We start from the raw sequence: 24,560 nt of genomic DNA, 5'->3' as shown, positions 1-24,560 counted from the left end.
GGAAAATCCGCAACCTGCGTGTGTGTGACAAAGTTTTTCTGCTAGTGTCCAGATCAATGACAGGTCAGCGACATCGGACAGGAAAACTGGAAATGGATGTGCGATTGCCTTTAACGAGTGCCGGACTTTGCCTCGCATTGCTGCTCGGTGGTTGTTCACCCAGCGATGAGAAACGCCAGGTCAGCCTCGAAGAAAAGACCGCGCAGTTCGAAAAGTCTCTGGAGGCGATCAAGGATCCGAAACTCAAGGACGTCGTGACCGAACTCGGCGGTTCACTGCTGCTGCTCGAGCGTGCGCAACTCAAGCTCGACAGTAAACCGGTGGTCACCGAGTACGGCGAAGATGCCCTCGCCGTATTCAAGCACTACCCCACGCCCCAGGCGCTGGTCGACACTTACATCAACGGGCTGTTCGTGCTGCACAAGGAGTCCAGCTCGGATTACCTGACCGATCTGCAACCGGTATTCCCCCTCCACTTCAACACCCCTGGCGCATTCCTTTTCCCTCATAACCTGGAATGGCAATCGGTGACCCTCAGCAACAAGCGCGTCATCGCGTTTCAGCCGGAATGGTCGGAAACCGATCCAGGAATCCAGCTGAGCCCGTCGAGCTCCAACCTGACCAACCCCGATGATTTGACGGTGACCTACCCCTTCATCGAAGGCCTGGGTGTGGACAAGAAGAACCTGCCACAACCGGTGAGTTTGCAAGGCAAGGTGGAGGTCATCGCCCCACGCCGAATCTACAGCTTCGACCTGACAAAAAAGGACGTCGGCCAGACGCGCACCAATGACAACCTCAGTGTCACGCTGCTGAAGCTTGAAAAAAACCATGCCGAAATCGAATTCAGTAACAGCGCACCACCGGCCCCCGAGGTTCGCGATACACCGCCCAACCCGCTGATCGTTCAGGCCAGGGACATCACCGGACAATTCCTCTCGCGCTCGGGCGCGATCCATGAAACCGCCGCGCAAATTGCGTTCTATCAAAAACAACTGGCGCAAATGCAACAGCAGAAAGCCTGGAGCGAAGCGTTCGAAAAACAGCTCGAGGACAACCAGCGTGCCTTTGAAAAACAACAAACCCGACAGTACGCCAAGGTGTACTTCAACGGACCGATCGACACGCTCGAAGTCAGCTTGCTGGACTTCTCGGCGGTCACGGTGACCCGCAAGAACCTGGACCTGCCAGTACGCCGCTTCGACCCGCACACGACGGAAAAAACCATCCAGCCACTGACCTTGCCCGTGGTGGTATACGACGACCAGGCTGCGACCTGGCTCAAGGGTGCGACGCTGGACGAGAACCAACTGAAAAAAAGCATCAGTATCAGCCAGTCGATCGAAGACCCGAGCGCCGCGCGCATCGATTTCGATCACCCCAGAAGTTTCAATGATGAACTGCTCGGCACCTCGTTCAATCCCGGCGAAAGTCCCGTGACGTTCTTTACCCAAGACAGCAATGGCCGGCGCGACGGGCCGATCGAGCTGCCACCGGAGGCGTATCAGGTCGACCCGCTACGCGGCAGCATCACCTACGATCTGAATCTGTTTGCAGAAACTCCGGCCTACGCAGTGGGCTCCATGCCGCTGTTCCTGGCGACTGTCGACAAGCAAACCTACGACGCCCACCAACTGCCCAAGGGCCTGGCGCTCAAAGGGAATGAGTTGGTGGTTGATCTGAAGCTGTTCCCCGACCAGGACTGGCGCTTTTTCGCCAAGGACGACAGTGGCAACTATCTGAAGGAGATTCTTTCGGTCAGTCACGACGCGAACGCGCAAGGTCCGGGGTTATTCGCAGTGCATTACTTCTACGGCCAGCCCACACGTCTGGAAACTTATCAGCGAACCAACCTCACCACCGTGCAATACGGTTTCGAGGTCAAACTCGACAAGACCGAGCCAGGTAACCTGGATCAATAGCCTGGATCAGCCTTCAGGTCGAAACCCGGGACCGGCAAGGTTGTGGAAACGGCCACCGTTGATCTCTCGCAACTGGGCTTGCAGGTGCAGGCACCAGATTTGCGGGTCATCGGCCAGCTCGTAGCCATGCAGAGTCAGACTTTCGACGATGGTGTCGAGGATCGATTCAGCCACGACCGGCCCACGGAACGGGCCTTGAGCCTTGATGGCTGAAGGTTGCTCGCCGGCCATTCCGGCGGCAAAAAGCAAGGTCCACATGCCCGTATCTCCCGCCAGCGGGCGGATAGCACATTCGATACGGGTCACAAGGCCCAGGCATTGACGGGTGAGGCAGAGGTTGCGCGACATGGCGGCGACCCTCGGTAGATCCGGTATTCAGCCTCCACGGGAAGGCTGTCTCGATCCAGTGATAACTGTCGATATCCTTGAGCAGAGAATAGAAGAAAAGTTCAGCTCGCACGCGGCCCGCAGCCAGAAGGCGCCGAGTGGTCGCCGTGCAAATATTGACGCCAGAGATGTGGCGAGGGGGCTTGCCCCGTTGGGCTGCGAAGCGGCCCCGAAATTTATCAGACAGACCTCATCGCCGATGTGACGACTGCTACGCAGCCGAACGGGGCGGTGCGGCGGTCCGACAAGCTCCCTCGCCACAGGGAGCCTCCTCAGTTTCGAGATTGACTCAGGCCGGTTTGACTTCCAGCAATGCTTCCTGCGCCAACTCCTTTTCGGCCTCCTTGAGGTCTTCGTCGCTGACCATTTCCGCGATCACCCGCAAGCGTTCCACCACCCGCGCGTTGACGCTGCCCTCGGGAAACTCGCCATTCTCATCCGGCGTACCGGCCGGCTCGCCGACCAGCAGGCTCAGGGCTTCGTCGGCCTGGCGCACCGCGTAGACATGGAACTGCCCCGCGCGCACCGCCGCCAGCACCTTCTCGTCAAGCATCAGCGTGGCGACGTTAGCCTGAGGAATGATCGCTCCCTGCTCGCCCGTCAGGCCGCGAGCCTCGCAGAGCCGGAAGAAGCCTTCGATCTTCTCGTTGACCCCGCCTACCGCCTGCACTTCACCGAATTGGTTGATCGAACCGGTAATCGCAAAGCACTGCTTGAGTGGAGTTTTCGACAAGGCCGAGATCAGCGTACAGGCCTCGCCCAACGATGCGCTGTCACCGTCGACATAACCGTAGGACTGCTCCAGGGCGATGCTCGCGGAAATCGCCAACGGGAATTCCTGGGCGTAACGGCTGCCCAGGTACCCGGTGAGGATCATCACGCCTTTGGAGTGAATCGGCTGGCCGAGGTTGACCTCGCGCTCGATGTCGACGATGCCGCTGCCGCCCGGATACACCGTGGCGGAAATCCGCGCCGGTATCCCGAAGGCCGAATCGCCGACTTCCAGTACCGTCAGCCCGTTGCACTTGCCGACCGCCGCGCCATCGGTGTCGATCAGAATGATCCCGGCCAGCATGTCATCGAGAATCCGCGCCGAAACGCGCCCGGTACGGGTGGCCTTGGCCTTGAGCGCACGCTCGATGTGCCCGGCGTCGGTCATGTCATCACCCGCCAGGTCGCGAATGAAATCTGCCTCGCTGACCAGTTGGAACAGATCGCCGATCCGTGCCGACAAACGTCCCTGGTGCTCGGCCAGACGTGCGCTGTAAGTCGCCAGACGCGCCACCGCATCGGCGGTCAGCGGCGCCATGCCTTCTTCCGAGGTACGGGTTTTGAGCAACTGGGCGAACTGCTCCAGGCTTTCGTCAACCATCGGAATGTCTTCATCGAAATCCACCAGGACGCGGAACATCTCCTGGAAGTCCGGATCGAGGTCTTGCAGCGTGTAGTAGAGCTGCCGGGCGCCGATGATCACGACTTTGACCTGTAACGGAATGTGTTGCGGCGTCAGCGTCACGGTGGCCAGACGGCCCAGCTCACCCAGTGGCGATTCCATTTTCAGCTTGCGCGATTGCAAGGCACGCTTGAGCGCATCCCAGACGAATGGCTCGCTGAGCATTTTTTCCGCTTCGAGGATCAGGAAACCGCCGTTGGCCCGGTGCAAAGCACCCGGTCGCAACTGGCGATAGGTGGTGTAGAGCGCGCCCTGATCGGTGCTGTATTCGATACGGCCAAACAGGTTGTCGTAGGTCGGGTGCGGCTCGAACACCACCGGCGCACCGCCGCTGTGCGGATGCCCGACCACCAGGCTCGGGGCGTATTGCTCTTCAAGCAATTTGCGGGCGATGGCGTCGGTCTTGCTGTCGTCCACCAGTTGCTCGACCACCGTTTTGAGCAGGTACACCTGCATCGCTTGCAAGTAACCGCAAACGCCTGCGTTTTCCGCGTACTTTTCCGACAGCGGCGCCAGCAATGGCTGCAAGGCCAGGGTGATGGTTTCTTCGTTGAGCTGGCGCAGCTGATTGCTCGACTCGCGCTTCCATTGCGGCAGGCTGGCGAGTTCTTCGTTCAACCGCTCTTCGAGCCCGGAAATGTCATCATGAAAGCGCTCGCGCTCGGCTTCCGGCAACTGGGCGAATTCCGCCTCATCCAGGGCCTTGCCTTCGCTCATCGGGGTGAAGGCAATGTTGCTGCTGTCGCGGTAGAGCGCGACGTCTTTCTCCAGCGCCAGACGCTCGATCACATCCAGCGCGCGGTCATAACGCTGGTTGAAGGCGCGATCGATGGCGCTTTTCTTCTGCTGGTAGGACGGGTGCTCGAACACCGCCGGAAAGGTCGCCAGCAGGTTGTCGATCAAGCCATTGATGTCACCGATAAAGGCGCCAGCGGTACCCGACGGCAACTCCAGGGCGCGAGGCTCGCGCGGCTCATCGAAATTATTGACGTAGACCCAGTCCGCCGGGGTCTGCATGCGCTTTCCTTCGGCCTTGAGATAGCGCTTGACGAACGAAAACCGGCCAGTGCCGGGCTCGCCCATGACAAATACGTTGTAACCGGGGCGTGGCATGGCCACACCGAACTGCAAGGCTTCGACCGCACGTTCCTGGCCAAGCACACCGCGGAAAGGCTCCAGATCATTGGTGGTAGAGAAGCTGAACTGTTCAGCGGAAAACGGACGGGTCAGCGCTTCAGGCGCTAGACGCAAGCTGGCAGCAACAGGATCAGGCATCGGGCTTCCTTACATCAGGCGGGGCAGATAACGGCATTCTGGCGCTGCCCGTACCCACTGGCAAGGCGCACCTCAAGCCAAAGCTTAGACAAGCCCCCATCCTCGGGCCGCGCGGGTCAAAATCAAGGTTTTCAGGGAATGTTTCGCAAAAAATCACGGAACCCCTGGAACCTGCCTAAACTCCAAACTGCGCGGCTGGAACGAATAACCGGCCCACTGGCACCATTAGGGGCCAGCACCCTGTCCATTGGTATGCACACAAAGAGAACATAGCTATGAAACGGATTCTTCTTGGTACTCTCTTCACCGTTGTATCCATCAACGCCATGGCTCAGGCGCCAGGCGGTCCGGACTGCGGTTGGGGCAACATGCTGTTCGAAGGTCAGCGTGGCACCCCGGCACACTTCCTGGCATCCACCACCAACGGCACTTCCGGTAACGCAACTTTCGGCATGACCTCCGGTACCAACGGTTGCTCGACCAATGCGGCGCTGACCTATGGCGGCAAATCCTGGATCGCCATGAATGGCATGATGAACGAGCTGTCCGAAGACATGGCCAAAGGTCAGGGCGAAGCGCTGACCACTTACGCCGTGGTACTGGGCGTGGCGCCGGAAGACCGTGCGCATTTCGCCGCCGTGACTCATCAACACTTCCAGCAAATTTTCAGCAAAGCTGACGTGACCGCTGAGGATGTGCATACCAACACCCTGGCCGTATTGAAGAACGATCCTCGTCTGGCCAAGTACGCCACTCAAGCTTAAGCTCGACCCGTCCCGCTCTCTTTGGGGAGCGGGTTTTATTTTTTGACCCGGGCCCTTTTTCGCCTGCCTCTTTGGGTCTTTGTTTCTTTCGACTTAAGTTGCTCACTATGCTCAAACGCCTTGCCTGGCTGGCGCTCTGTGTCTGCGCCCCGCTGTCCGCCGCGCCCCACATCGACAATCAACGTTTGCAGCAACTGGCCAACGACCCCTTCTGGATTTCCCTGGGGCATTACGAAACCGCCAAGCTCGGTGGCTGGCGCAGCTATGTCAGCGACAAAAAATTCTTTCTCGCCTCCGACGGCAACGAACACCCCGACCGCGAACTGGCGGCGACCGTACAGGCGCTATATGCCCCGGCCAGTGCCGGCGAGCAGCATGCGCAATGTGTCTATCCGGCCCGTACTCGCTGGCTCAAGGCGCAACTTGACCTGACGGACCTGCCGTCGCTGGACTGTGCTGAATTCAAGCAATGGTTCAAGGACGTTTCCCCCCACAGCGCGGTGATGATTTTCCCGGCCGCCTACCTGAACAGCCCGTCGTCGATGTTCGGCCATACCTTGCTACGCATCGATCAGGCCGATGTGCAGCGCGACAAGACCTCGCTGCTCAGTTACGCGATCAATTTCGGCGCCTACATCGAAGGGTCGGACAACAGCATTTTGTACGCGTGGAAAGGCCTGATGGGTGGTTATCCCGGGCTGTTTGCACTGGTGCCCTATCAGGAAAAACTCTCGGAATACCGTAGCCTCGAAAACCGCGACCTGTGGGAATACCGCCTGAACCTGACCCAGCAGGAAACCGAGCGCATGGTCGAACACGTCTGGGAGCTCAAGCAGATCCAGTTCGACTACTTCTTCTTCGATGAAAACTGCTCCTATCGCCTGCTTGAGCTGCTCCAGGTGGCGCGGCCGGGCCTGAAGCTGACCGATCAGTTCCCGTTGACCGCCATTCCCACCGACACCGTCAAAGCGGTGAAACAGGCCGGACTCGTGGAGTCGATCGAATATCGCCCGTCCCGCGAGCGTGAACTGCTGAGCCGCGCGCAGCCGTTGACCGATGAAGAGCAGCAGTGGGTGCTGAAAATCAGCGCCGATCAGAAGCAATTGCAGGAACCGGCGTTCAAGGCGCAACCGCGCGAGCGACAGGCGTTGATCATCGATGCGGCCTATCGTCTGGAGCGTTATCGCGCCAACGGCCAGGAACGTGACCCGCAACGAGCTCAGCGCAGTTTCGAATTACTGCGCGCGATCAATCAGAACCCGCCTCCTGAACTGGACATTGCGCGACCTGGCTTGCCCGAGGATGGCCACGAGTCCCGCACCTGGCAGGCAGGCATCGGCACCCGGGATGACAAAGCCTTCGGCGAATATGGCCTGCGCATGGCCTACCACGACCTCAACGACAACGCCGAAAGCTTCCCTCTTGGCGCGCAGATCGAAATCCTGCAGATGAAGCTGCGCCAATACGAAGGCAATCACTGGCAGTTGCAGCAACTGGACCTGGCGACCATCCGCTCCCTGACCCCGCGCAACGCGCTGTTGCAGCCGCTGTCGTGGCAAGTCACCGGCGGCCTGGAGCGTGTGCCGGGCAAGCACGATGACGAAACCCTGGTCAGTCATGTCAACGGTGGCGGCGGCGGGACCTGGCAACTGAGCGACGACATGCTCGGGTTCGCCTTGGGCACCGTGCGCGTGGAGCACAACAACGACTTCGCGGGCTTCATTGCCCCGGCAGCGGGCTTCAACAGCGGTCTGCTGTGGAAAAACCCGCTGGGGAATTTCAGCCTGGAAGCCAAGGGCGATTACTTCACCAACGGCGAAGTGCGCCGGAACATGAGCCTGAATCAGCAGTGGGAGTTGTCGCGCAACCTCGGGCTGCGCCTGAGTGCCCAGCGCGAATTCAGCCACCTGGCGTCACCCGAAAACGAAGTGATGCTTGAAGTGAAGTGGTATCACTATTGATCTTTTGACCTTTCTTTCACTCCCATCCGACAAATCCGCTTCTAGACTTCCCCTATAGGCCGTTGAACGGCCCTGGAGTCCGAGATGTGGCGTTGCGTGGGAGTATTGGGGTTATTGGTCCTGATCACAGGGTGTCAGTCGACCCACGAGGACCTGATCGCCAAGGGTTATCCGCCAGCGTTCGCCGATGGCTTCGATGACGGTTGCAGCAGTGGCCGGCAAGCCGCCGGGGCAATCACCGGTGAGTTTCGCAAAAATGTCCCACGCTACCTCAAGGACAAGCAATACGCCGAAGGCTGGACCGATGGCTTCCGTCAGTGCCAGGCCATGCGCGAAAACGAGGATCGAAACGAGTACAGGGAACGCCATTGGGACGAGCGCGAACGGGCCTGGCAACAGCAGAAAGACCGGGACGCCGCGCGAGCCTATCGCTCGCAATAAGTCGTTTACAGACATTCGTCGAAACTTAAAGCACGCGACCATGGCCCAAACCCTATAACGGGAGAACAACATGAGTCGCGCCTTCGTCAATGAAGATAACGCTGCCGCGCAAGCCGACCTGCCAGTCGAACGACAGGTCAGCGCGCAGCCCAATTACGTCACACCCGCCGGGCTCGCGCAGCTTCAGGCGAAAGTCGCCGCGCTGCAAAGCCTGCTCGACGAGGAAAGCGCCAAAGGTGACCTGGCCGACAAGCAGCGCCAGGCTGACCTCGATCGCGACTGGCGCTACTTCAAGCAGCGCCTGCAAAGTGCGCAGGTGGTTGCACCAGCCTCCTCCACCGACAAAGTGCAGATTGGCAATTGGGTAACTTTTGCCGACGAACACGATCACGAGCAGCGCGTGCAATTGGTTGGAGAAGACCAGGCGGATGCCGCCCATGGGTTGATCAATTGGAGTTCGCCGCTGGGACGGGCGTTGCTGGGTGCGCACGTGGGCGATGAAGTGTCGTGGAAACGCCCGGCGGGGGATTTGGTGATTGAGGTGCTGGCTATAGAGATCGGGTGAGTTCGATGACGCCTTTGCCGGCAAGCCTCGGTCTTACTGAGCGCAAAAAAAACGGAGCCCCGAAGGCTCCGTTTTTTTTCGACCAACCTGAAATCAGGCCAGTTTCTTGTGCCGTACCCGGTGCGGCTGGGAGGCCGCTTCGCCGAGGCGTTTCTTGCGATCGGCTTCGTACTCGGTGTAGTTGCCTTCGAAGAACACCGCTTGCGAGTCGTCTTCGTACGCCAGGATGTGAGTCGCGACGCGGTCAAGGAACCACCGATCGTGAGAGATCACAATGGCGGCGCCCGGGAAGTCCAGCAAGGCTTCTTCCAGGGAACGCAGGGTTTCAACGTCGAGGTCGTTGGACGGTTCGTCGAGCAGCAGGACGTTGCCGCCCTCTTTCAGGGTCAGGGCCAGGTGCAAGCGACCACGCTCACCACCGGACAGGTCCTTGACGAACTTCTGCTGATCGCCACCCTTGAAGTTGAAACGACCGACGTAGGTACGCGACGGGATCTCGTAGTTGCCGATGCGAATCTGGTCGGAACCGTCGGAGATCTGCTGGAACACAGTCTTGCTGCCATCCAGGTCTTCGCGGCTCTGGTCGACGCACGCCAGTTGCACGGTTTCGCCGACTTCGATGCTGCCCGAATCCGGCGTTTCCTTGCCCATCAACATGCGGAACAGGGTCGATTTACCGGCACCGTTACCGCCGATCACGCCAACGATGGCGCCTTTAGGCATGGAGAACGACAGGTTGTCGATCAACACGCGATCGCCGTAGCCCTTGGTGACGTTCTTGAACTCGATGACCTTGTCGCCCAGGCGTGGACCGGCCGGGATGTAGATCTCGTTGGTTTCGCTGCGCTTCTGGAATTCCTGCGATTGCATTTCTTCGAAGCGTTGCAGACGAGCCTTGGACTTGGACTGGCGGGCCTTGGCGCCTTTGCGCACCCACTCCAGTTCTTCCTTCATGGCCTTTTCGTGAGCCGATTGCTGCTTGGATTCGGCCGCCAGACGATCGGACTTGGCTTCGAGCCAACCCGAATAGTTGCCTTCGTACGGGATACCGGCGCCGCGGTCGAGTTCGAGGATCCAGCCGGCAACGTTGTCCAGGAAGTAACGGTCGTGCGTGATCGCAACCACGGTGCCCGGGAAATCGTGCAGGAAGTGCTCCAGCCAGGCGACGGAGTCGGCGTCCAGGTGGTTGGTTGGTTCGTCGAGCAGCAGCATGTCCGGGGCGGACAGCAGCAGGCGGCACAGGGCCACACGACGCTTTTCACCACCGGAAAGATGTTCAACCCTGGCATCCCAGGCCGGCAGACGCAGCGCATCGGCAGCGACTTCCAGTTGGCGATCCAGGTTGTGGCCATCGCTGGCCTGCAGGATGGCTTCAAGTTTGGCTTGCTCTGCAGCCAGCTTGTCGAAGTCGGCATCCGGATCGGCGTAGGCCGCGTAGACCTCGTCCAGACGCGCCTGGGCGTCCTTGATCACGCTGACCGCTTCCTCGACCACTTCACGCACGGTCTTGGTCGGGTCCAGGATCGGTTCTTGCGGCAGGTAGCCGATGTTCAGGTCCGGCATCGGACGGGCTTCACCGTCGAACTCGGTGTCGACGCCTGCCATGATTTTCAGCAGCGTGGACTTACCCGAACCGTTGAGACCGAGGACGCCGATTTTGGCGCCGGGGAAGAACGACAGCGAAATGTTTTTCAGGATTTCCCGCTTCGGCGGAACAACTTTGCCCAGCCGATGCATGGTGAAGACGTATTGAGCCATGGAGAACCTAGGGTCAGTGACTGATGAATGATTGGAGCGCAGGCGATGCCCGGCCAGGCCATGCGCGTCGTTCGTTTGATGGGTATCAAGGCGTGCGCGCTGAAAAAAACCTGAGTCTAGGAGCTGGAACGCTCCCGCGTAACCGGCAAAGCTACCTCATTGACAGAAGGCAGTCCAGCCGAGCGGGGCTGGCACTTCGCCACAACTCAAGGCATGCTAGCCGCCCTTCGGGCGTCCGGCTTATAGTGCACGCCGCGCCAGTCCAGCCAAACCGCAGGATTACAGTTTGTCTAATGTCACTCCGCCACCGTCCGCGAGCGTGCTCAACCCTGGGCTCGGCTCGCCCCTGCGCGGAAGCTTGAAGGGCGCGCTGGCGACTCTCGTGCTGTTGCTGCTCGCATTGCTGTTCTGGCAGTTGCTGGATCAACTGCGCGAAACCCAGAAAAACCAGCGCCAGTACACCATCGACTACACCGCCGACCTGGCTTCGCAAGTCAGCCTCAACATGGCGCTCAACGCCCAGATCGCCCTTAATCTGCTACCGATCGTCGAACAACCGCAAAGCGCCGACGAACAGCAGGCATTGCTGCGCAAGCTGCAACAGTCGCTGCCCGACCTGCGCAGCCTGGCGCTGCTCAGCCCCTCCGGGAAAATCCTGAGTGACAGCGCCGTCGACAGCCAGGACGCCAACTACCTGAGCGAACTGGTCCAGCGCAGCCGCGCCCAGGCCCACTATTTCAGCAATGCCGATGACGGCTCGGTGGTGCACCTGCTCCTGCACCAGGCCAGCGGCAGCACTCGCGGCTACTGGGCCCTGCGCCTGACACCGACATTTTTTTCTTCATTGACCAAACAGGGCGACGCCGGCCTTCGCCCCCTGTGGCTGGTGGAAAACCGCATCAATCATCAGATCATCAGTCGCGATGACGCCCTGCCTTCAGCCAAACCCGCGGCGCTGACACCCGACGAACTGACCAACAGCGTATTGATCGTCCCCCTGAGCAGCAGCGACTGGCAACTGCGCGGGCTGTTTGACCGGCAACGGGTGATCGAACAAATGCTGCCGGCGTTCATCGGCAAATGCCTTCTGGGCCTGGCGTTCTCGCTGTTACCGTTCATCGCTTTGCTGAACATTCGTCGCCGCCAACGCCAACTGCATGAAGGCCGCCGACGCTATCAGGACATCTTCGAAGGCACCGGCGTTGCCCTGTGCGTGCTGGACCTGTCCGGACTCAAAAGTTTTTTCGACAAGGCGCAACTCACCAACAGCGAGCAGCTGAGAACCTGGCTCGAGATACCGGAGCAACGCCAGCAATTGTTGCAGGAACTGCGCATCACCGAAGTCAACCAGGTCGCCCTGCAACTGCTCAACGTCAATTCCTGCGATCAGGCCTGGAAACTGCTGATCAACGGCTGCCCACTGGACTGCACGGCCATCGGCAATCAAGTGCTCGAAGCGGTGCTCCACCAGCAGAAACAACTTGAACTGGAAATCAAGCTTCAGGACGCCAATGGCCGCGACCAGCACTTGTGGCTCGTGCTGCGCCTGCCGGAAGATCAGCCCGACTATAGAGCGGTGATCCTGAGCATCAGCGACATCACCAGCCGCAAACTCATCGAGCTTTCGCTGCTGGAGCGCGAAGGATTCTGGTCCGATGTGGTGCGTACCGTGCCGGATCACCTGTATGTGCAAGACGTGATCAGCCAGCGGATGATCTTCAGCAACCATCACCTTGGGCAGACGCTGGGTTACAACCGCACCGAGCTGCACCAGATGGGCGAGTACTTCTGGGAAATCCTCTTGCACCCGGAAGATGCCGACTACTACCACCGCTCTCGCCAGTCTCAGCGTCAGGCGGGTTACACCCAATTACTGCAGTGCCAGCTGCGCTTCCGTCATCGCGATGGCAAATGGCGGCGTTTCGATATTCGCGAACAGGCCCTGGCGCGGGACAAGCACGATCAGGTCACGCGCATCATCGGCGTGGCCAAGGACATCACCGAGCAGATCGAAGCCAGTGAATCCCTGCGCGACAGCGAGCAGCGCTACCGGATGCTCGCTGAAAGTATCAGCGACGTGATTTTCTCCACTGACAGCAAGATGGCGCTCAATTACGTCAGCCCTTCGGTACAAGCGGTGCTGGGCTTCGACGCCGACTGGATATTCCAGAACGGCTGGCAATCGACCATCGCCAACCCGCAACAACTGAGCGGCATCTACAGCCTGATGGACCGGGTCAGCAAAGCGCTGGATAAACCCGATCAACTGACACTGCTGCGCAGTCAGGTGCAGACCCAACTGTTTTTGTTCGACTGCCTGCGGGCCGATGGACGCAAGATCCCTATCGAGTTGCGTCTGGTGCTGGTCTGGGACGAACACGGCGCCTTCGAAGGTGTGCTCGGGGTCGGTCGCGACATCAGCCAGCAACGCCGGGCCGAGAAGGACCTGCGCATGGCGGCCACGGTATTCGAGCACTCGACCTCGGCGATTCTGATCACTGACCCGGCCGGCTACATCGTCCAGGCCAACGAGGCCTTCAGTCGCGTCAGCGGCTATGCGGTGTCCCAGGTGCTCGATCAGTTGCCGAACATGCTCACCGTCGACGAGCAGCAGGAAACTCATCTGCGCTACGTGCTCAAGCAATTGCATCAGCACAGCACCTGGGAAGGCGAAGTCTGGCTCAAGCGTCGCAACGGCGAGCACTACCCGGCCTGGGTCGGGATTACGGCGGTGCTCGACGACGAAGGCGATCTGGCCAGTTATGTGTGTTTCTTCAGCGACATCAGCGAACGCAAGGCCAGTGAGCAACGGATTCACCGCCTCGCCTATTACGACGCCCTGACCCACCTGCCCAACCGCACGCTGTTCCAGGATCGCCTGCACACCGCACTGCAATCGGCCGAACGGCAGAAGTCCTGGGTGGTGCTGATGTTCCTCGACCTGGACCGCTTCAAGCCGATCAACGACTCCCTGGGCCATGCCGCCGGCGACCGCATGCTCAAGGAAATGGCCACGCGCCTGCTCGGCTGCGTCGACGATGACGACACCGTGGCGCGCATGGGCGGTGATGAGTTCACATTGCTGCTGCAACCCCGGGTCAACCGCGAGATCGCGCTGAACCGAGCCATTCACGTGGCCGAACAGATCCTCGCCAGCCTGGTGAAGCCGTTCGTGCTCGAAGGTCGCGAGTTCTTCGTCACCGCCAGTATCGGCATCGCCCTGAGTCCTCAGGACGGTAGCGAACTCAGTCAGCTGATGAAGAACGCCGACACCGCGATGTACCACGCCAAGGAGCGCGGCAAGAACAACTTCCAGTTCTACCAGGCCGACATGAACGCCAGCGCCCTGGAGCGTCTGGAACTGGAAAGCGACTTGCGCCACGCCCTGGAACAAAACGAATTCGTGCTGTACTACCAGCCGCAATTCAGCGGCGACGGCAAACGCCTGACCGGCGCCGAAGCCCTGCTGCGCTGGCGCCATCCGCGCCGCGGTCTGGTGCCGCCGGGAGATTTCATTCCGGTGCTCGAAGAGCTCGGGCTGGTGGTGGATGTCGGCGACTGGGTGATCGGTGAGGCTTGCCGTCAGCTCAAGACCTGGCACCAGGCCAAGGTGCGGGTGCCGAAGGTCTCGGTGAATATTTCGGCCCGGCAGTTCTCCGACGGGCAGCTCGGCACGCGGATCGCCACCATCCTCAGGGAAACCGGCCTGCCGCCGGCGTGCCTGGAGCTGGAGCTGACCGAAAGTATCCTGATGCGCGAAGTCAGCGAGGCGATGCAAATCCTCGCCGGACTGAAAAACCTCGGCCTGAGCATTGCGGTCGACGACTTCGGCACCGGTTATTCATCGCTCAACTACCTCAAGCAATTCCCGATCGATGTGCTGAAAATCGACCGCACCTTCGTTGATGGCCTGCCGTCGGGCGAGCAGGATGCGCAGATTGCCCGGGCGATCATCGCCATGGCCCACAGCCTCAATCTGGCGGTAATCGCCGAGGGTGTAGAAACCCACGAACAGCTCGACTTCCTGCGCGAGCATGGTTGCGATGAGGTTCAGGGCTACCTGTTCGGCCGCCCGATGCCGGCCGGCCGGTTCGAAGCGCAGTTCAGCAATGATGCGTTGTTCATGTTCGACTGAGTTTCAGAGTGCTGCGGACGGCCCCATCGCGGGCAAGCCCGCTCCCACAGTTTTTTGGGTGAACCCAAGATTTTTGACCACTGAAGATCCCTGTGGGAGCGGGTTTGCCCGCGATGAGGCCCGCACGATCACCGCTGATCCCGTCATGAAGCCCACTTGTCTGCGACATGATGTCCTTTCATATGCCATCTAAAAGCGGTTGGGTTAGAATGCCTCCCTTTTCTGCCCCCGATCCTTGAGGACCGCCATGTTCAGCCGTGATTTGACTATTGCCAAGTACGACGCCGATCTCTTTGCCGCCATGGAGCAAGAAGCTCAGCGTCAGGAAGAACACATTGAGCTGATCGCTTCGGAAAACTACACCAGCCCTGCGGTGATGGAAGCTCAAGGCTCGGTATTGACCAACAAGTACGCCGAAGGTTACCCAGGCAAGCGCTACTACGGTGGTTGCGAGTTCGTCGACATCGTCGAGCAGCTTGCAATTGATCGAGCCAAGGAACTGTTCGGCGCCGATTACGCCAACGTTCAGCCGCACGCCGGTTCGCAAGCCAACAGCGCCGTTTACCTGGCCCTGCTGCAAGCGGGCGACACCATTCTGGGCATGAGCCTGGCTCACGGCGGTCACCTGACCCACGGTGCCAGCGTTTCGTCCTCCGGCAAGCTGTACAACGCCGTGCAGTACGGCATCGACAGCAACGGCCTGATCGACTACGACGAAGTCGAGCGTCTGGCGGTCGAGCACAAGCCGAAAATGATCGTGGCCGGTTTCTCGGCTTACTCGCAGATCCTGGACTTCCCACGCTTCCGCGCTATCGCTGACAAGGTTGGTGCTTACCTGTTCGTCGACATGGCCCACGTGGCCGGTCTGGTCGCCGCTGGCGTCTACCCGAACCCGGTGCCTTTCGCTGACGTGGTGACCACCACCACCCACAAGACCCTGCGCGGTCCACGTGGCGGCCTGATCCTGGCTCGCGCCAACGCCGACATCGAGAAGAAGCTGAACTCCGCAGTATTCCCGGGTGCCCAGGGCGGCCCGCTGGAGCACGTGATCGCTGCCAAGGCGATCTGCTTCAAGGAAGCGCTGCAGCCTGAGTTCAAGGCCTACCAGCAACAAGTGGTGAAAAACGCCCAGGCCATGGCCGGCGTGTTCATCGAGCGCGGTTTCGACGTGGTGTCGGGCGGTACTCAGAACCACCTGTTCCTGCTGTCGCTGATCAAGCAGGAAATCTCCGGTAAAGACGCCGACGCTGCACTGGGCAAAGCGTTCATCACCGTGAACAAGAACTCGGTACCGAACGATCCACGCTCCCCGTTCGTCACCTCCGGCCTGCGTTTCGGTACCCCGGCTGTGACCACTCGCGGCTTCAAGGAAGCAGAGTGCAAAGAGCTGGCCGGCTGGATCTGCGACATCCTGGCTGACCTGAACAACGAAGCGGTGATCGACGCCGTTCGTGAGAAGGTCAAGGCCATCTGCAAGAAACTGCCGGTGTACGGCGCTTAATTGCCCCGCTAAACCGCAGCAATGAAAAAACCGGCCAGTGATGGCCGGTTTTTTTTCGTCCGCCATAAAGATCAATGGGGGTTGGCACCACTGGTCAGACCGGTCATGCCAATTTTGCTGCGTCCCCTTGTAATCCTGAAAAAATCCAGCGTAGACTGCGCCTGCACTGGACATACCGGTAAGACCACAATAATTAAGTCCTGAATCTGATGCGCTTGGCGCACGGCAGCCAGGACACCGACCAGGATTCCTCCCATGCTCAGATGGTGCTCGCGTTCAATCTTCCTTCAAGTGGTTCTCGGACTGGTGCTCGGCATCGTCTGCGGGCTGACCCTTCCCGAATACTCCGCCCAACTCAAACCCCTTGGCGACGGCTTCATCAAACTGATCAAGATGCTCATTGGCCTGATCGTGTTTTGCGTAGTGGTCAGCGGCATCAGCGGTGCCGGTGACCTGAAGAAGGTCGGACGCATCGGCCTCAAATCGGTCATCTACTTCGAAATACTGACCACCATCGCCCTGGTGATCGGCCTGGTGTTCGCCTTCACCACCGGTATAGGCAGCGGCGCGAACATTCATCTGGAGCAACTCTCCGCCGCCGACATGGGCGACATCGCCCAGCGCGGTCAGCACATGCACACCACCACGCAGTTCTTGATGGACCTGATTCCGACGTCGGTGATCGGTGCCTTCGCCGACAACAACATCCTGCAAGTCCTGCTGTTTTCGGTGCTGTTCGGCAGCGCGTTGAATCTGGTGGGTGAAGCGGCGTCGGGTATTTCCCGGCTGATCAACGAGCTGAGCCATGTGATCTTCCGCATCATGGGCATGATCGTGCGCCTGGCACCGATTGGCGTCTTCGGCGCCATCGCCTTCACCACCAGCAAATATGGCCTGGACTCGCTGCAACACCTGGGTAGCCTGGTCGGCCTGTTTTACCTGACCTGCGCAGCATTCGTGGCGCTGATTCTCGGCCTGGTGATGCGCCTCTCGGGTCTGCGGATGTGGCCACTGCTCAAGTACCTGCGTGAAGAACTGCTGATCGTCATGGGCACCGCTTCTTCCGACGCCGTGCTGCCACAAATCATGCGCAAGCTTGAGCATCTGGGCATCGGCAGCTCTACGGTCGGGCTGGTGATTCCGACCGGGTATTCGTTCAACCTTGATGGTTTTTCGATCTACCTGACCCTGGCCATTGTGTTCATCGCCAATGCCACCGGCACGCCGCTGGCCATGACTGACCTGCTGACGATTCTGCTGGTGTCACTGATCACCTCCAAAGGTGCCCACGGGATTCCCGGCTCGGCGCTGGTGATTCTCGCCGCCACCCTGACGGCGATCCCGGCAATTCCGGTGGTGGGCCTGGTGCTGGTGCTGGCGGTGGACTGGTTCATGGGCATCGGCCGGGCACTGACCAATCTGATTGGTAACTGCGTCGCCACGGTGGCCATTGCCCGCTGGGAAAAGGACATCGATATCCAACGGGCAAACAAAGTGCTGTCCGGCCAGGTGGGTTATACCTTCCAGCCGAGAAAACCGGTGGTCCCGGCACATCAGCAGGAATTTTAAACAACGTGTGCCTGCCCACAGGCAGGCACATTTATCGCGATTTGGAGCGAACAGTGATTACCTCGTCAACCGTCGTAAATTCAGTGGTAGAAAAACTTCGGGCCGCGCTGGCCCGCGGTCAGTGGCGTTCCGGCGACATGCTGCCGGGCCAGCGTGAACTGGCCGAACAACTGGGCATCAGCCGCCCAAGCCTGCGCGAAGCGGTGATCGTGCTGGAAACCCTCGGGCTGGTGCGCTCGATGCCGGGCAAAGGCGTGGTGGTGCTGGAGGCCAATCTCAGCGACAGCCAAAGCCACGACAGCGCGGTCGCCGGGGCCAGCCTGGAAGACGTGCTGCAACTGCGCTACACCCTCGAACCGTTCATCGTCGGCCTGGTGGCACAGTCCATCAGCAGCAAGGAAGTCGGGCAACTGCGCCTGACCCTGATGGACATGCGCGAAGCCCTGGAAGCCAATGACAGCGAAGCCGGTGTGAACGCCTACATCGCGTTCCACGAAGAGTTGTTCACCCTGACCTCGAACCCGATTTTCCAGAGCGTGGTGCAGCAGACCAGCAATGCCCTCAAGCAAAGCGCCGACGTGCTGCGCAATTCTCCGGAGCACTTGGCTGAGCGCCTTGAAGAAAGCGAAGCCATGGTACGAGCGATCCGCAGCAAAAACAGCGCCCAGGCCAGCGCCGAAATGCGTCGGCACATCCTTCGGGAAAGCCAACGGATGGGCATCGAATTGAACATCCCGGACGACCATATGCACAACTGAACCTCTTTCACTTTCATTTCGGCAACCGGACTGGAGACAGGCCATGGCCAGCTGCGCCTTGAATTCACAGCACCTCACTTTCCCCGTGACCCTACGCCGTCGCCGAGCAGAGGAGAAAACCCATCTGGTGGACAACTTCTACCCGCGGGTTTTCGACGCGATTCTTGAACGGCGTATCGACACTGACAGTCGTTTTACCGAAGCGAGCCTGGGCCAGATGTTCGGCGTGAATCGCAACATCATTCGCCAGGTACTTGCGAGATTGTCTCAGCAGCAGGTGATCTTGCTGCTGCCCAATCATCGACCTCAAGTGGCGGCGCCAGATGCTGAGCGGACCCGCCAGACGCTCCATGCTCGACGCCTGACCGAATCCACCTTGATCCGGCTGGCTTGCCAACAACCACAATCAACGCAGTTGCGACATTTACGTGACCTGGTTGCCAGAGAGCGCGAATCCGCCGAGCGTGGGTTGCGTGGACCGACGCTTCGCCTGTCCGGTGAATTTCACCTGCTATTGGCTGAATTCGTCGGCAACGTTCCACTGGCCTGGTTTCTCGGAAGCCTGGTACCACCGATTTCCCTGGCAATCGCGCAGTGTGAAGTTCCGTGGAATGATCACGATGCATGGCAATCACACGGGGCGATAGTCGATGCGGTTGAGCGCCGCGATGTGTCGGCTGCGGTCAGGCTGATGAACACGCACCTCGATAAATTGGAGAAACAACTATTCCAGACATGATAAAGATCGGGGCTGACACGTAGTTATTAATGTTTCGCCCCAGTCATGACGCGAAACAATCATACTATTTGTTGCGAATTCGATATAAACAAACTCATATTTTCTTCAGCCAGTTATTCAGACCACTTGAATATCACCCTGAAATCATTACAGCACGACACCCAACACGCCCTGAAAATTACAACCTGACAACCAACAACTGAAATATGAGGTTATAAGCTACGTATTGGTGTCCCGCCCGGAGCATGTTAACTTTTTTCGCACACCATACCGGTGGTTAATAAAAAGAGGAACATGATGAGCGAGATACTTATGGCCATGTCCGGCGACTTCGATAGCGAGTTCGAAGCCTATCAACAAGTCAGCCGAAACGGCATTGAATCGGCAGCACTGACAATCGTCGAGTGTGGCACCGAAAACTGCACCGCCATTCTGTGCTAAAACTGTGGCAGAGCCTGTCTAAAGCCAGAAATACGCCTCTGCGTAAATCTTCTTTTAGATAAAAGCAGCTCAGCCCTATAAAAACTCTGAATACAATGTAGCCAAAGGTAATTACCGGTATCCGGCTGACCGTTGCTCACTGCATTTAGTACCTGACCAACAATGAGAATAACACTATGAACGAGCAGATTCTAAATATGTCCGGCGATTTTGATCGCGACTTTGAAGCGTACCAGTCTTGCGACAAAGACAACATTGAAGCAATGGGCACCACCATTCTTGACTGTGGCACCTTGCAATGCACAGGCCTGGGTTGTTCGATTCCTTGATCATTGGCCGTTATACCGACGACCGACCTGGATAAATTACCAGCCAGTCAGTCTGTCAAGTGATCAACAATAAAAAGATCGAGCAGGCAACGCCTGCTCGATCCATACAGGGAGTTTCGGCATGTTGGCTAATTTCTTGACGTTGCGTCAGCGAGGTAAACGCAGATTTTCTTCTGAAAATGAACTTATCAACTTCAGAAATAACATGATCCGCCTGCATGAAATTGACGACCAGGCCGTCCTGCATTATTTTGGAATGGACCGGAAGGAATTGGCTTCGCTTGTGGAAGAACCCACCAATACGCACCTGCTGCCCAGCAGCAGTGAAGCATCACTAAATTCTTTGCGAAAAAAAGTAACTGCACTAGACGCCATAAATACCGACGAGAAGCCAGCCCCGAAAAACAGTGAAAATTTCTATTGGTTCGCCTACCGCTTTTACCTTTATTTTATCGATGCTTTCAAAACAGACGAACGCTACTTGAGTGCGTCGACACACATCTGTGAGCAAACGTTACTTTCAAGTATTGAAAATTTTATATTAGACAGAATCAGCCGCACCTCCGAACAGAGCCTTGTTCACTATTTGAACACTCAGATTGCCCAAGGCAACAACGTTGAATTGCCTGAACTCAGCCAGCAACTGAGAACTCTTTCACTCAGCACATTTTTTGAAGCCTACCCGGTGTTGGCGAGCTTATTGTTTGGGCTGCTGGAGGATGCAATTGACTATTTGTATACCGTCATTCTCGACTTCGCTGCCGACGTTGAATCTCTGCGAAACGAGTTTTCAATCCCCTGCGATAAAATAAGCGCTATCGAATTTGGTCTGGGAGACCCGCATGGCCGCGGTGAAACGGTTTGTCGGGTTGAGGTCGGTGCAATGCCCCTGGTATACAAACCAAGGGCGAGCCAGGAGGCACTGTTTTTCAATCGTCTCCTTGGTGAACTGCACGAGCAGACAGGCGCTGAGTGTTTTTCTATTTATTCGCCCAGAATTGTCAGTCGTGGAAAACATAGCTGGATAGAGGTAATCGAGAACCTACCCTGTGCAAACCTGGCGGAGGTTGAACTGTTCTACCGAAAAATGGGAGCACAAATCGCCGTTATCCATGCTTTGAACGGTATCGACTTTCATCACGAAAACATTATTGCGCATGGAAGCAACCCGGTCATGATTGACCTGGAATGTTTGTTTACGGCTTCTATCAGCGACCTGCTTTATGACTTGCCGGCTGACTCTGCTCTGTTCAAGGCATTTACGTCGACTCGGCATTCAGTTTTTTCCAGCGGCTTTGTACCTTTCGCGCAAGGTTCAGGTAACGACTTGAGCGGGTTGACACGACAAGAGCGATTCCTCTCCACTGGCAAATCGCTCGTTCATGAAAACGGCTTTTACCATTTGCGCAAAATCAATACAGAACATTGCCTTCAGCAAAAACACCTGCCTCTGTTGGCCGATGAACGAAAAGGGCTGGAGCATTATAAAGAAGCTTTCTTAGAGAGCTTTGAACTTTCCTATGATGCGTTAATGACCCATCGGCAAACCGTTGTTCGAATGCTTGAACTATCTGCAGAACAGCTCTCAACCCGTGTACTGGTGAAAAACACCCAACGTTATGCCGACTTTATCGGACTGAGCCGTCATCCACGCTTTATGCAAAACATGCTCGATAGAGAGCTCTTACTCGCCACCCTGTGGAAAGATTTGAAAGATGCCTACATTACAATAGGCATTCCCCGGCACGAAATAATGGACCTGCAAAGGTTAAGCATTCCGTGTTTTACCATGCCCCTCACCTCCCGTTATCTAGTGAGTGCACACGGTGAAAAAATCGAAACACCTCAAGTAAGACCGCCGTACGAAAGCTGCTTGAAAAAAATGGACAGCTTGTCTCTAGCGGATAAAGCCTTGCAACGCACTATTCTCGAAACATGTCTGTTTCCAAAGCCAAATGACCTTCAGCCTCTTAATCTCACGCATACTCATACGAAAACTGAACGTTCGGCACCGACTGATCGTCTTGAAAACATCATCAAAATCGCTTCCCGCGTCGAGGAGCTCGCGGTGACGAAAGCGGGCGCGGACATTAGATGGCTATCCTTCCATACACACCCCACGACACATAAAAAATATCTTTCCCCAATGGGTAATGGCCTGTATTCCGGGATCGCCGGGGTTGGACTGTTTTATCTGAGTCTATTCAAAGTAAGCCAAACACCTCATTATTTGACCTGCGCTGATCGAGTGCTGCACTCACTGGCCGAATCATTCGGTTATTTCAAGAGCGACTCGAGTGTCAGTGCATTTCATGGGTTGGGCTCTTATATCTACCTCCTCTTGAGCCGCCAGCAGATCACCGGCGATCAAAAATATAACGATACACTGGAAGACTTACTGACCAGAATAATAGAAGTCCCCCCCAAGGATTATGACTTTGATTTTCTGTCGGGCTGCTGTGGTGCGGTGACGCTAATGGCAAATGTCTATGTATTGAATCCGCGAGAAGATCTGCTATCAGCCATCAGGCGTATGGTCGATTACATAAAAAGTGAGCTCGTCATTGAAGAGGGCCGTTTTTTCCGACGCAACGATCAGTCTGTCATTTTGACGGGCCTGTCCCACGGGCTCTCAGGAGTGATCCACGCCTTGTGCAAGGCCTATGACGTGACTTACGACAAGTCTCTGGTGCCCTTGGCCATTGAGGTGTTCGAGAGCGAAAACCGCTTGACTCGCGACGGGTTCTGGCTGGACTTGAGAGACAAGGAGAATCCTGGGCATTTGACCAAGTGGTGCCACGGAGATGGTGGAATTCTGATTGCCAGGCGACAGCTCTTGAAGTCGATGGGAGATGTCCTGGAGACATCAACCAGACAGAAAGTGGATGAGGATATTTCCAGGTGCGAGAGCAATCTCTGGCGTCATGGCCTTGGGAGCGGTTATAGCTTGTGTCATGGTGACTTTGGCAATCTGATCTGCTTGTACGATTGGTACCGGGATTCAGGCAATCACGAGGGCGTCACCAGAGTTGAAAAAGCATTTGAACAAGTCGCCCATAACTTTTTCGAGGGCAATTTTCTCAGCAGCGATCAGGTTCCCGACATCAGTCTACTGACGGGGATATCAGGTGTCGGGTATGCCTTGCTATATTCCGTTGACCCGACGATTCCCAACATACTGTCGCTCGACTTCAGCGTGCCGGCATAGGCACACCTGACAACGGCAGCTCAAAAAACCGGCGATCACTCAGGCCGGTTTTTTGTGCGAAAACCTGGCGGATCAAAGCATGGCAAACCCTGCCCGAATCTTCTCTTCCGGCAAGTCATCGGCAATAAACACCATCACACTATCGCGCCTCTCCCCCTCGGCCCATTCGGTGTCCCAATCAAAACCATAGAGTTTCAAAACTCCCTGAAACACCAGACGCCGGTCCTCGCCGGCAATGTTCAGCACGCCCTTGTAACGCAGCAGTTGCTTGCCATGCTCTTCGAGCAGTTCGTTCATGAACTCGCTGAGCTTGTCGATATCCAGCGGCTTGTCGGTACGCAGCACCAGGCTGGAAATACGGTCGATGGAGGGCGCCTTGCTCACCGGGCGCAAACTCACGCCACCACCAAGGTCGGCATTGAGGTTGAAGCCACGCACATCGAGCAATTCGGCCAGATCAATCTTGCCGTGGTCGACCACACAAATCGGCGCGCGACGGTTGATGCGGGTCAGGCGTTCGCAGAGGGCCGTGAAGGTTGGCTCATCCACCAGATCGCGCTTGCTCACCAGCAAGCGGTCGGCAAAACCGATCTGCGCCTGGGCAATGGTCTGGGTCAGGTGCAGTTCGGCATGAGCCGCGTCCACCAGGGTGATGATGCCGTCGAGGATGTAGCGCTCGCGCAGCTCTTCATCGATAAAAAAGGTTTGTGCCACCGGAGCCGGGTCGGCCAGACCGGTGCATTCGATCACCAGGCGGTCAAAGGCGATTTCGCCACTGTCCAGGCGCTCCAGTAGCAGGTACAGCGCTTTGGTCAAATCGGTGTGGATGGTGCAGCAGACGCAGCCGTTGGACAGCGTCATCACTTGCACGGGCTCGTCGCCCAACAGCTGGGTGTCGATGCCGGCGTCACTGAACTCGTTTTCGATCACGGCGATTTTCAGGCCGTGCTCGGCTTTGAGCAGGTGGCGCAACAAGGTGGTTTTACCAGCGCCGAGAAAGCCGCTGAGGATCGTGACAGGGATTGGCGCTAACAAAATAAGATCTCCCGGACGCAAAAAAACTGTAGGAGCCAGGTTTGCCGGCGAAAGCATCTTGAAGATCGCCTTCGCCGACAAGCCGTGCTCCTACAGTGGTGTGTTACCTAAACCGCATACATCAACAGCACTTCGGTCCACCCTTGCCGCCGTAACGAGCCTCCTGGCGCTCCCGAAAGAACGCCTCGTAACTCATCACCGGTTTGTCCGGGTGTTTGGTTTGCATATGCTCGACGTAGTTGTCGTAGTCGGGCATGCCGACCATCAGGCGTGCGGCCTGACCGAGGTATTTACCGAGGCGACTCAGGTCATTGAACAT

18 protein-coding genes are annotated in these 24,560 nt (G+C 57.7%); 13 read left to right on the top strand and 5 right to left on the bottom strand.

Annotated features, from left to right (window positions below; translation table 11 throughout):
• Window positions 1–92: 92 nt before the first annotated feature.
• Entirely contained in the window at window positions 93–1,922 is a 1,830-nt protein-coding gene (locus AF70_RS08090) for a hypothetical protein (protein WP_028938879.1), read from the top strand.
• A gap of 6 nt (window positions 1,923–1,928) precedes the next feature.
• Here the strand turns inward: AF70_RS08090 and AF70_RS08085 are convergent, their stop codons facing one another.
• On the bottom strand, window positions 1,929–2,270 hold the full coding sequence (locus AF70_RS08085) for a hypothetical protein (protein WP_019581273.1): 342 nt from the start codon (window positions 2,268–2,270) through the stop codon (window positions 1,929–1,931).
• 328 nt (window positions 2,271–2,598) lie between these two features.
• Complete coding sequence (locus tag AF70_RS08080; RefSeq protein WP_019581274.1) at window positions 2,599–5,037, bottom strand: Lon protease family protein; 2,439 nt, start codon at window positions 5,035–5,037, stop codon at window positions 2,599–2,601.
• A 275-nt stretch (window positions 5,038–5,312) separates the two neighbouring features.
• On the opposite strand from AF70_RS08080, the gene AF70_RS08075 reads away from it, so the two are divergent.
• The 4 genes from AF70_RS08075 to AF70_RS08060 all read left to right on the top strand — a co-directional run bounded on the left by AF70_RS08075 (window position 5,313) and on the right by AF70_RS08060 (window position 8,768).
• A complete protein-coding gene (locus AF70_RS08075) occupies window positions 5,313–5,801 on the top strand; it encodes a DUF3015 domain-containing protein (RefSeq protein ID WP_018925873.1) in 489 nt (162 codons plus the stop codon).
• 107 nt (window positions 5,802–5,908) lie between these two features.
• On the top strand, window positions 5,909–7,762 hold the full coding sequence (locus AF70_RS08070) for a DUF4105 domain-containing protein (RefSeq protein WP_028938878.1): 1,854 nt from the start codon (window positions 5,909–5,911) through the stop codon (window positions 7,760–7,762).
• Window positions 7,763–7,846: 84 nt separating this feature from the next.
• The gene (locus AF70_RS08065) at window positions 7,847–8,203 is read left to right on the top strand and encodes a hypothetical protein (RefSeq protein WP_007938453.1); all 357 of its coding nucleotides are present in this window, start codon (window positions 7,847–7,849) and stop codon (window positions 8,201–8,203) included.
• Between the two features lie 70 nt (window positions 8,204–8,273).
• Entirely contained in the window at window positions 8,274–8,768 is a 495-nt protein-coding gene (locus AF70_RS08060) for a GreA/GreB family elongation factor (RefSeq protein ID WP_019581276.1), read from the top strand.
• Between the two features lie 93 nt (window positions 8,769–8,861).
• Here AF70_RS08060 and ettA read toward each other — a convergent pair whose 3' ends face one another.
• Entirely contained in the window at window positions 8,862–10,526 is a 1,665-nt protein-coding gene (ettA, locus tag AF70_RS08055) for an energy-dependent translational throttle protein EttA (protein ID WP_018925869.1), read from the bottom strand.
• Between the two features lie 286 nt (window positions 10,527–10,812).
• Between ettA and AF70_RS08050 the strand changes: the two genes are divergently transcribed.
• The 8 genes from AF70_RS08050 (at window position 10,813) to lanM (ending at window position 23,206) form a co-directional block, all read left to right on the top strand.
• The gene (locus AF70_RS08050) at window positions 10,813–14,661 is read left to right on the top strand and encodes a bifunctional diguanylate cyclase/phosphodiesterase (RefSeq protein ID WP_028938877.1); all 3,849 of its coding nucleotides are present in this window, start codon (window positions 10,813–10,815) and stop codon (window positions 14,659–14,661) included.
• A gap of 247 nt (window positions 14,662–14,908) precedes the next feature.
• Window positions 14,909–16,162, top strand: a complete 1,254-nt coding sequence (gene glyA / locus AF70_RS08045) for a serine hydroxymethyltransferase (RefSeq protein WP_019581278.1) — start codon at window positions 14,909–14,911, stop codon at window positions 16,160–16,162.
• A gap of 255 nt (window positions 16,163–16,417) precedes the next feature.
• Window positions 16,418–17,731 carry a C4-dicarboxylate transporter DctA gene (locus AF70_RS08040; RefSeq protein ID WP_018925865.1) on the top strand — a complete coding sequence of 438 codons (1,314 nt, stop codon included), beginning with the start codon at window positions 16,418–16,420 and terminating at the stop codon, window positions 17,729–17,731.
• Window positions 17,732–17,784: 53 nt separating this feature from the next.
• Complete coding sequence (locus tag AF70_RS08035; RefSeq protein ID WP_019581280.1) at window positions 17,785–18,489, top strand: FadR/GntR family transcriptional regulator; 705 nt, start codon at window positions 17,785–17,787, stop codon at window positions 18,487–18,489.
• Between the two features lie 43 nt (window positions 18,490–18,532).
• Window positions 18,533–19,228 carry a GntR family transcriptional regulator gene (locus AF70_RS08030; protein ID WP_028938876.1) on the top strand — a complete coding sequence of 232 codons (696 nt, stop codon included), beginning with the start codon at window positions 18,533–18,535 and terminating at the stop codon, window positions 19,226–19,228.
• A gap of 297 nt (window positions 19,229–19,525) precedes the next feature.
• The gene (locus tag AF70_RS08025) at window positions 19,526–19,669 is read left to right on the top strand and encodes a hypothetical protein (protein ID WP_169342470.1); all 144 of its coding nucleotides are present in this window, start codon (window positions 19,526–19,528) and stop codon (window positions 19,667–19,669) included.
• Between the two features lie 176 nt (window positions 19,670–19,845).
• Window positions 19,846–19,998, top strand: a complete 153-nt coding sequence (locus tag AF70_RS08020; RefSeq protein ID WP_019581282.1) for a hypothetical protein — start codon at window positions 19,846–19,848, stop codon at window positions 19,996–19,998.
• 121 nt (window positions 19,999–20,119) lie between these two features.
• Complete coding sequence (gene lanM / locus AF70_RS08015) at window positions 20,120–23,206, top strand: type 2 lanthipeptide synthetase LanM (protein WP_028938875.1); 3,087 nt, start codon at window positions 20,120–20,122, stop codon at window positions 23,204–23,206.
• 72 nt (window positions 23,207–23,278) lie between these two features.
• Here the strand turns inward: lanM and yjiA are convergent, their stop codons facing one another.
• Together yjiA and AF70_RS08005 are read right to left on the bottom strand one after the other, a co-directional pair.
• Complete coding sequence (gene yjiA / locus AF70_RS08010) at window positions 23,279–24,241, bottom strand: GTPase (protein WP_028938874.1); 963 nt, start codon at window positions 24,239–24,241, stop codon at window positions 23,279–23,281.
• A gap of 121 nt (window positions 24,242–24,362) precedes the next feature.
• Window positions 24,363–24,560, bottom strand: coding sequence for a YbdD/YjiX family protein (locus tag AF70_RS08005; RefSeq protein ID WP_007937254.1), 198 nt, complete (start codon window positions 24,558–24,560; stop codon window positions 24,363–24,365).

It is taken from the genome of Pseudomonas sp. KD5 (assembly GCF_012932895.1).
Taxonomy (GTDB): domain Bacteria; phylum Pseudomonadota; class Gammaproteobacteria; order Pseudomonadales; family Pseudomonadaceae; genus Aquipseudomonas.
Note: the sequence above shows the minus strand (reverse complement) of the source record. Positions and strands in the feature narration are given on the sequence as shown.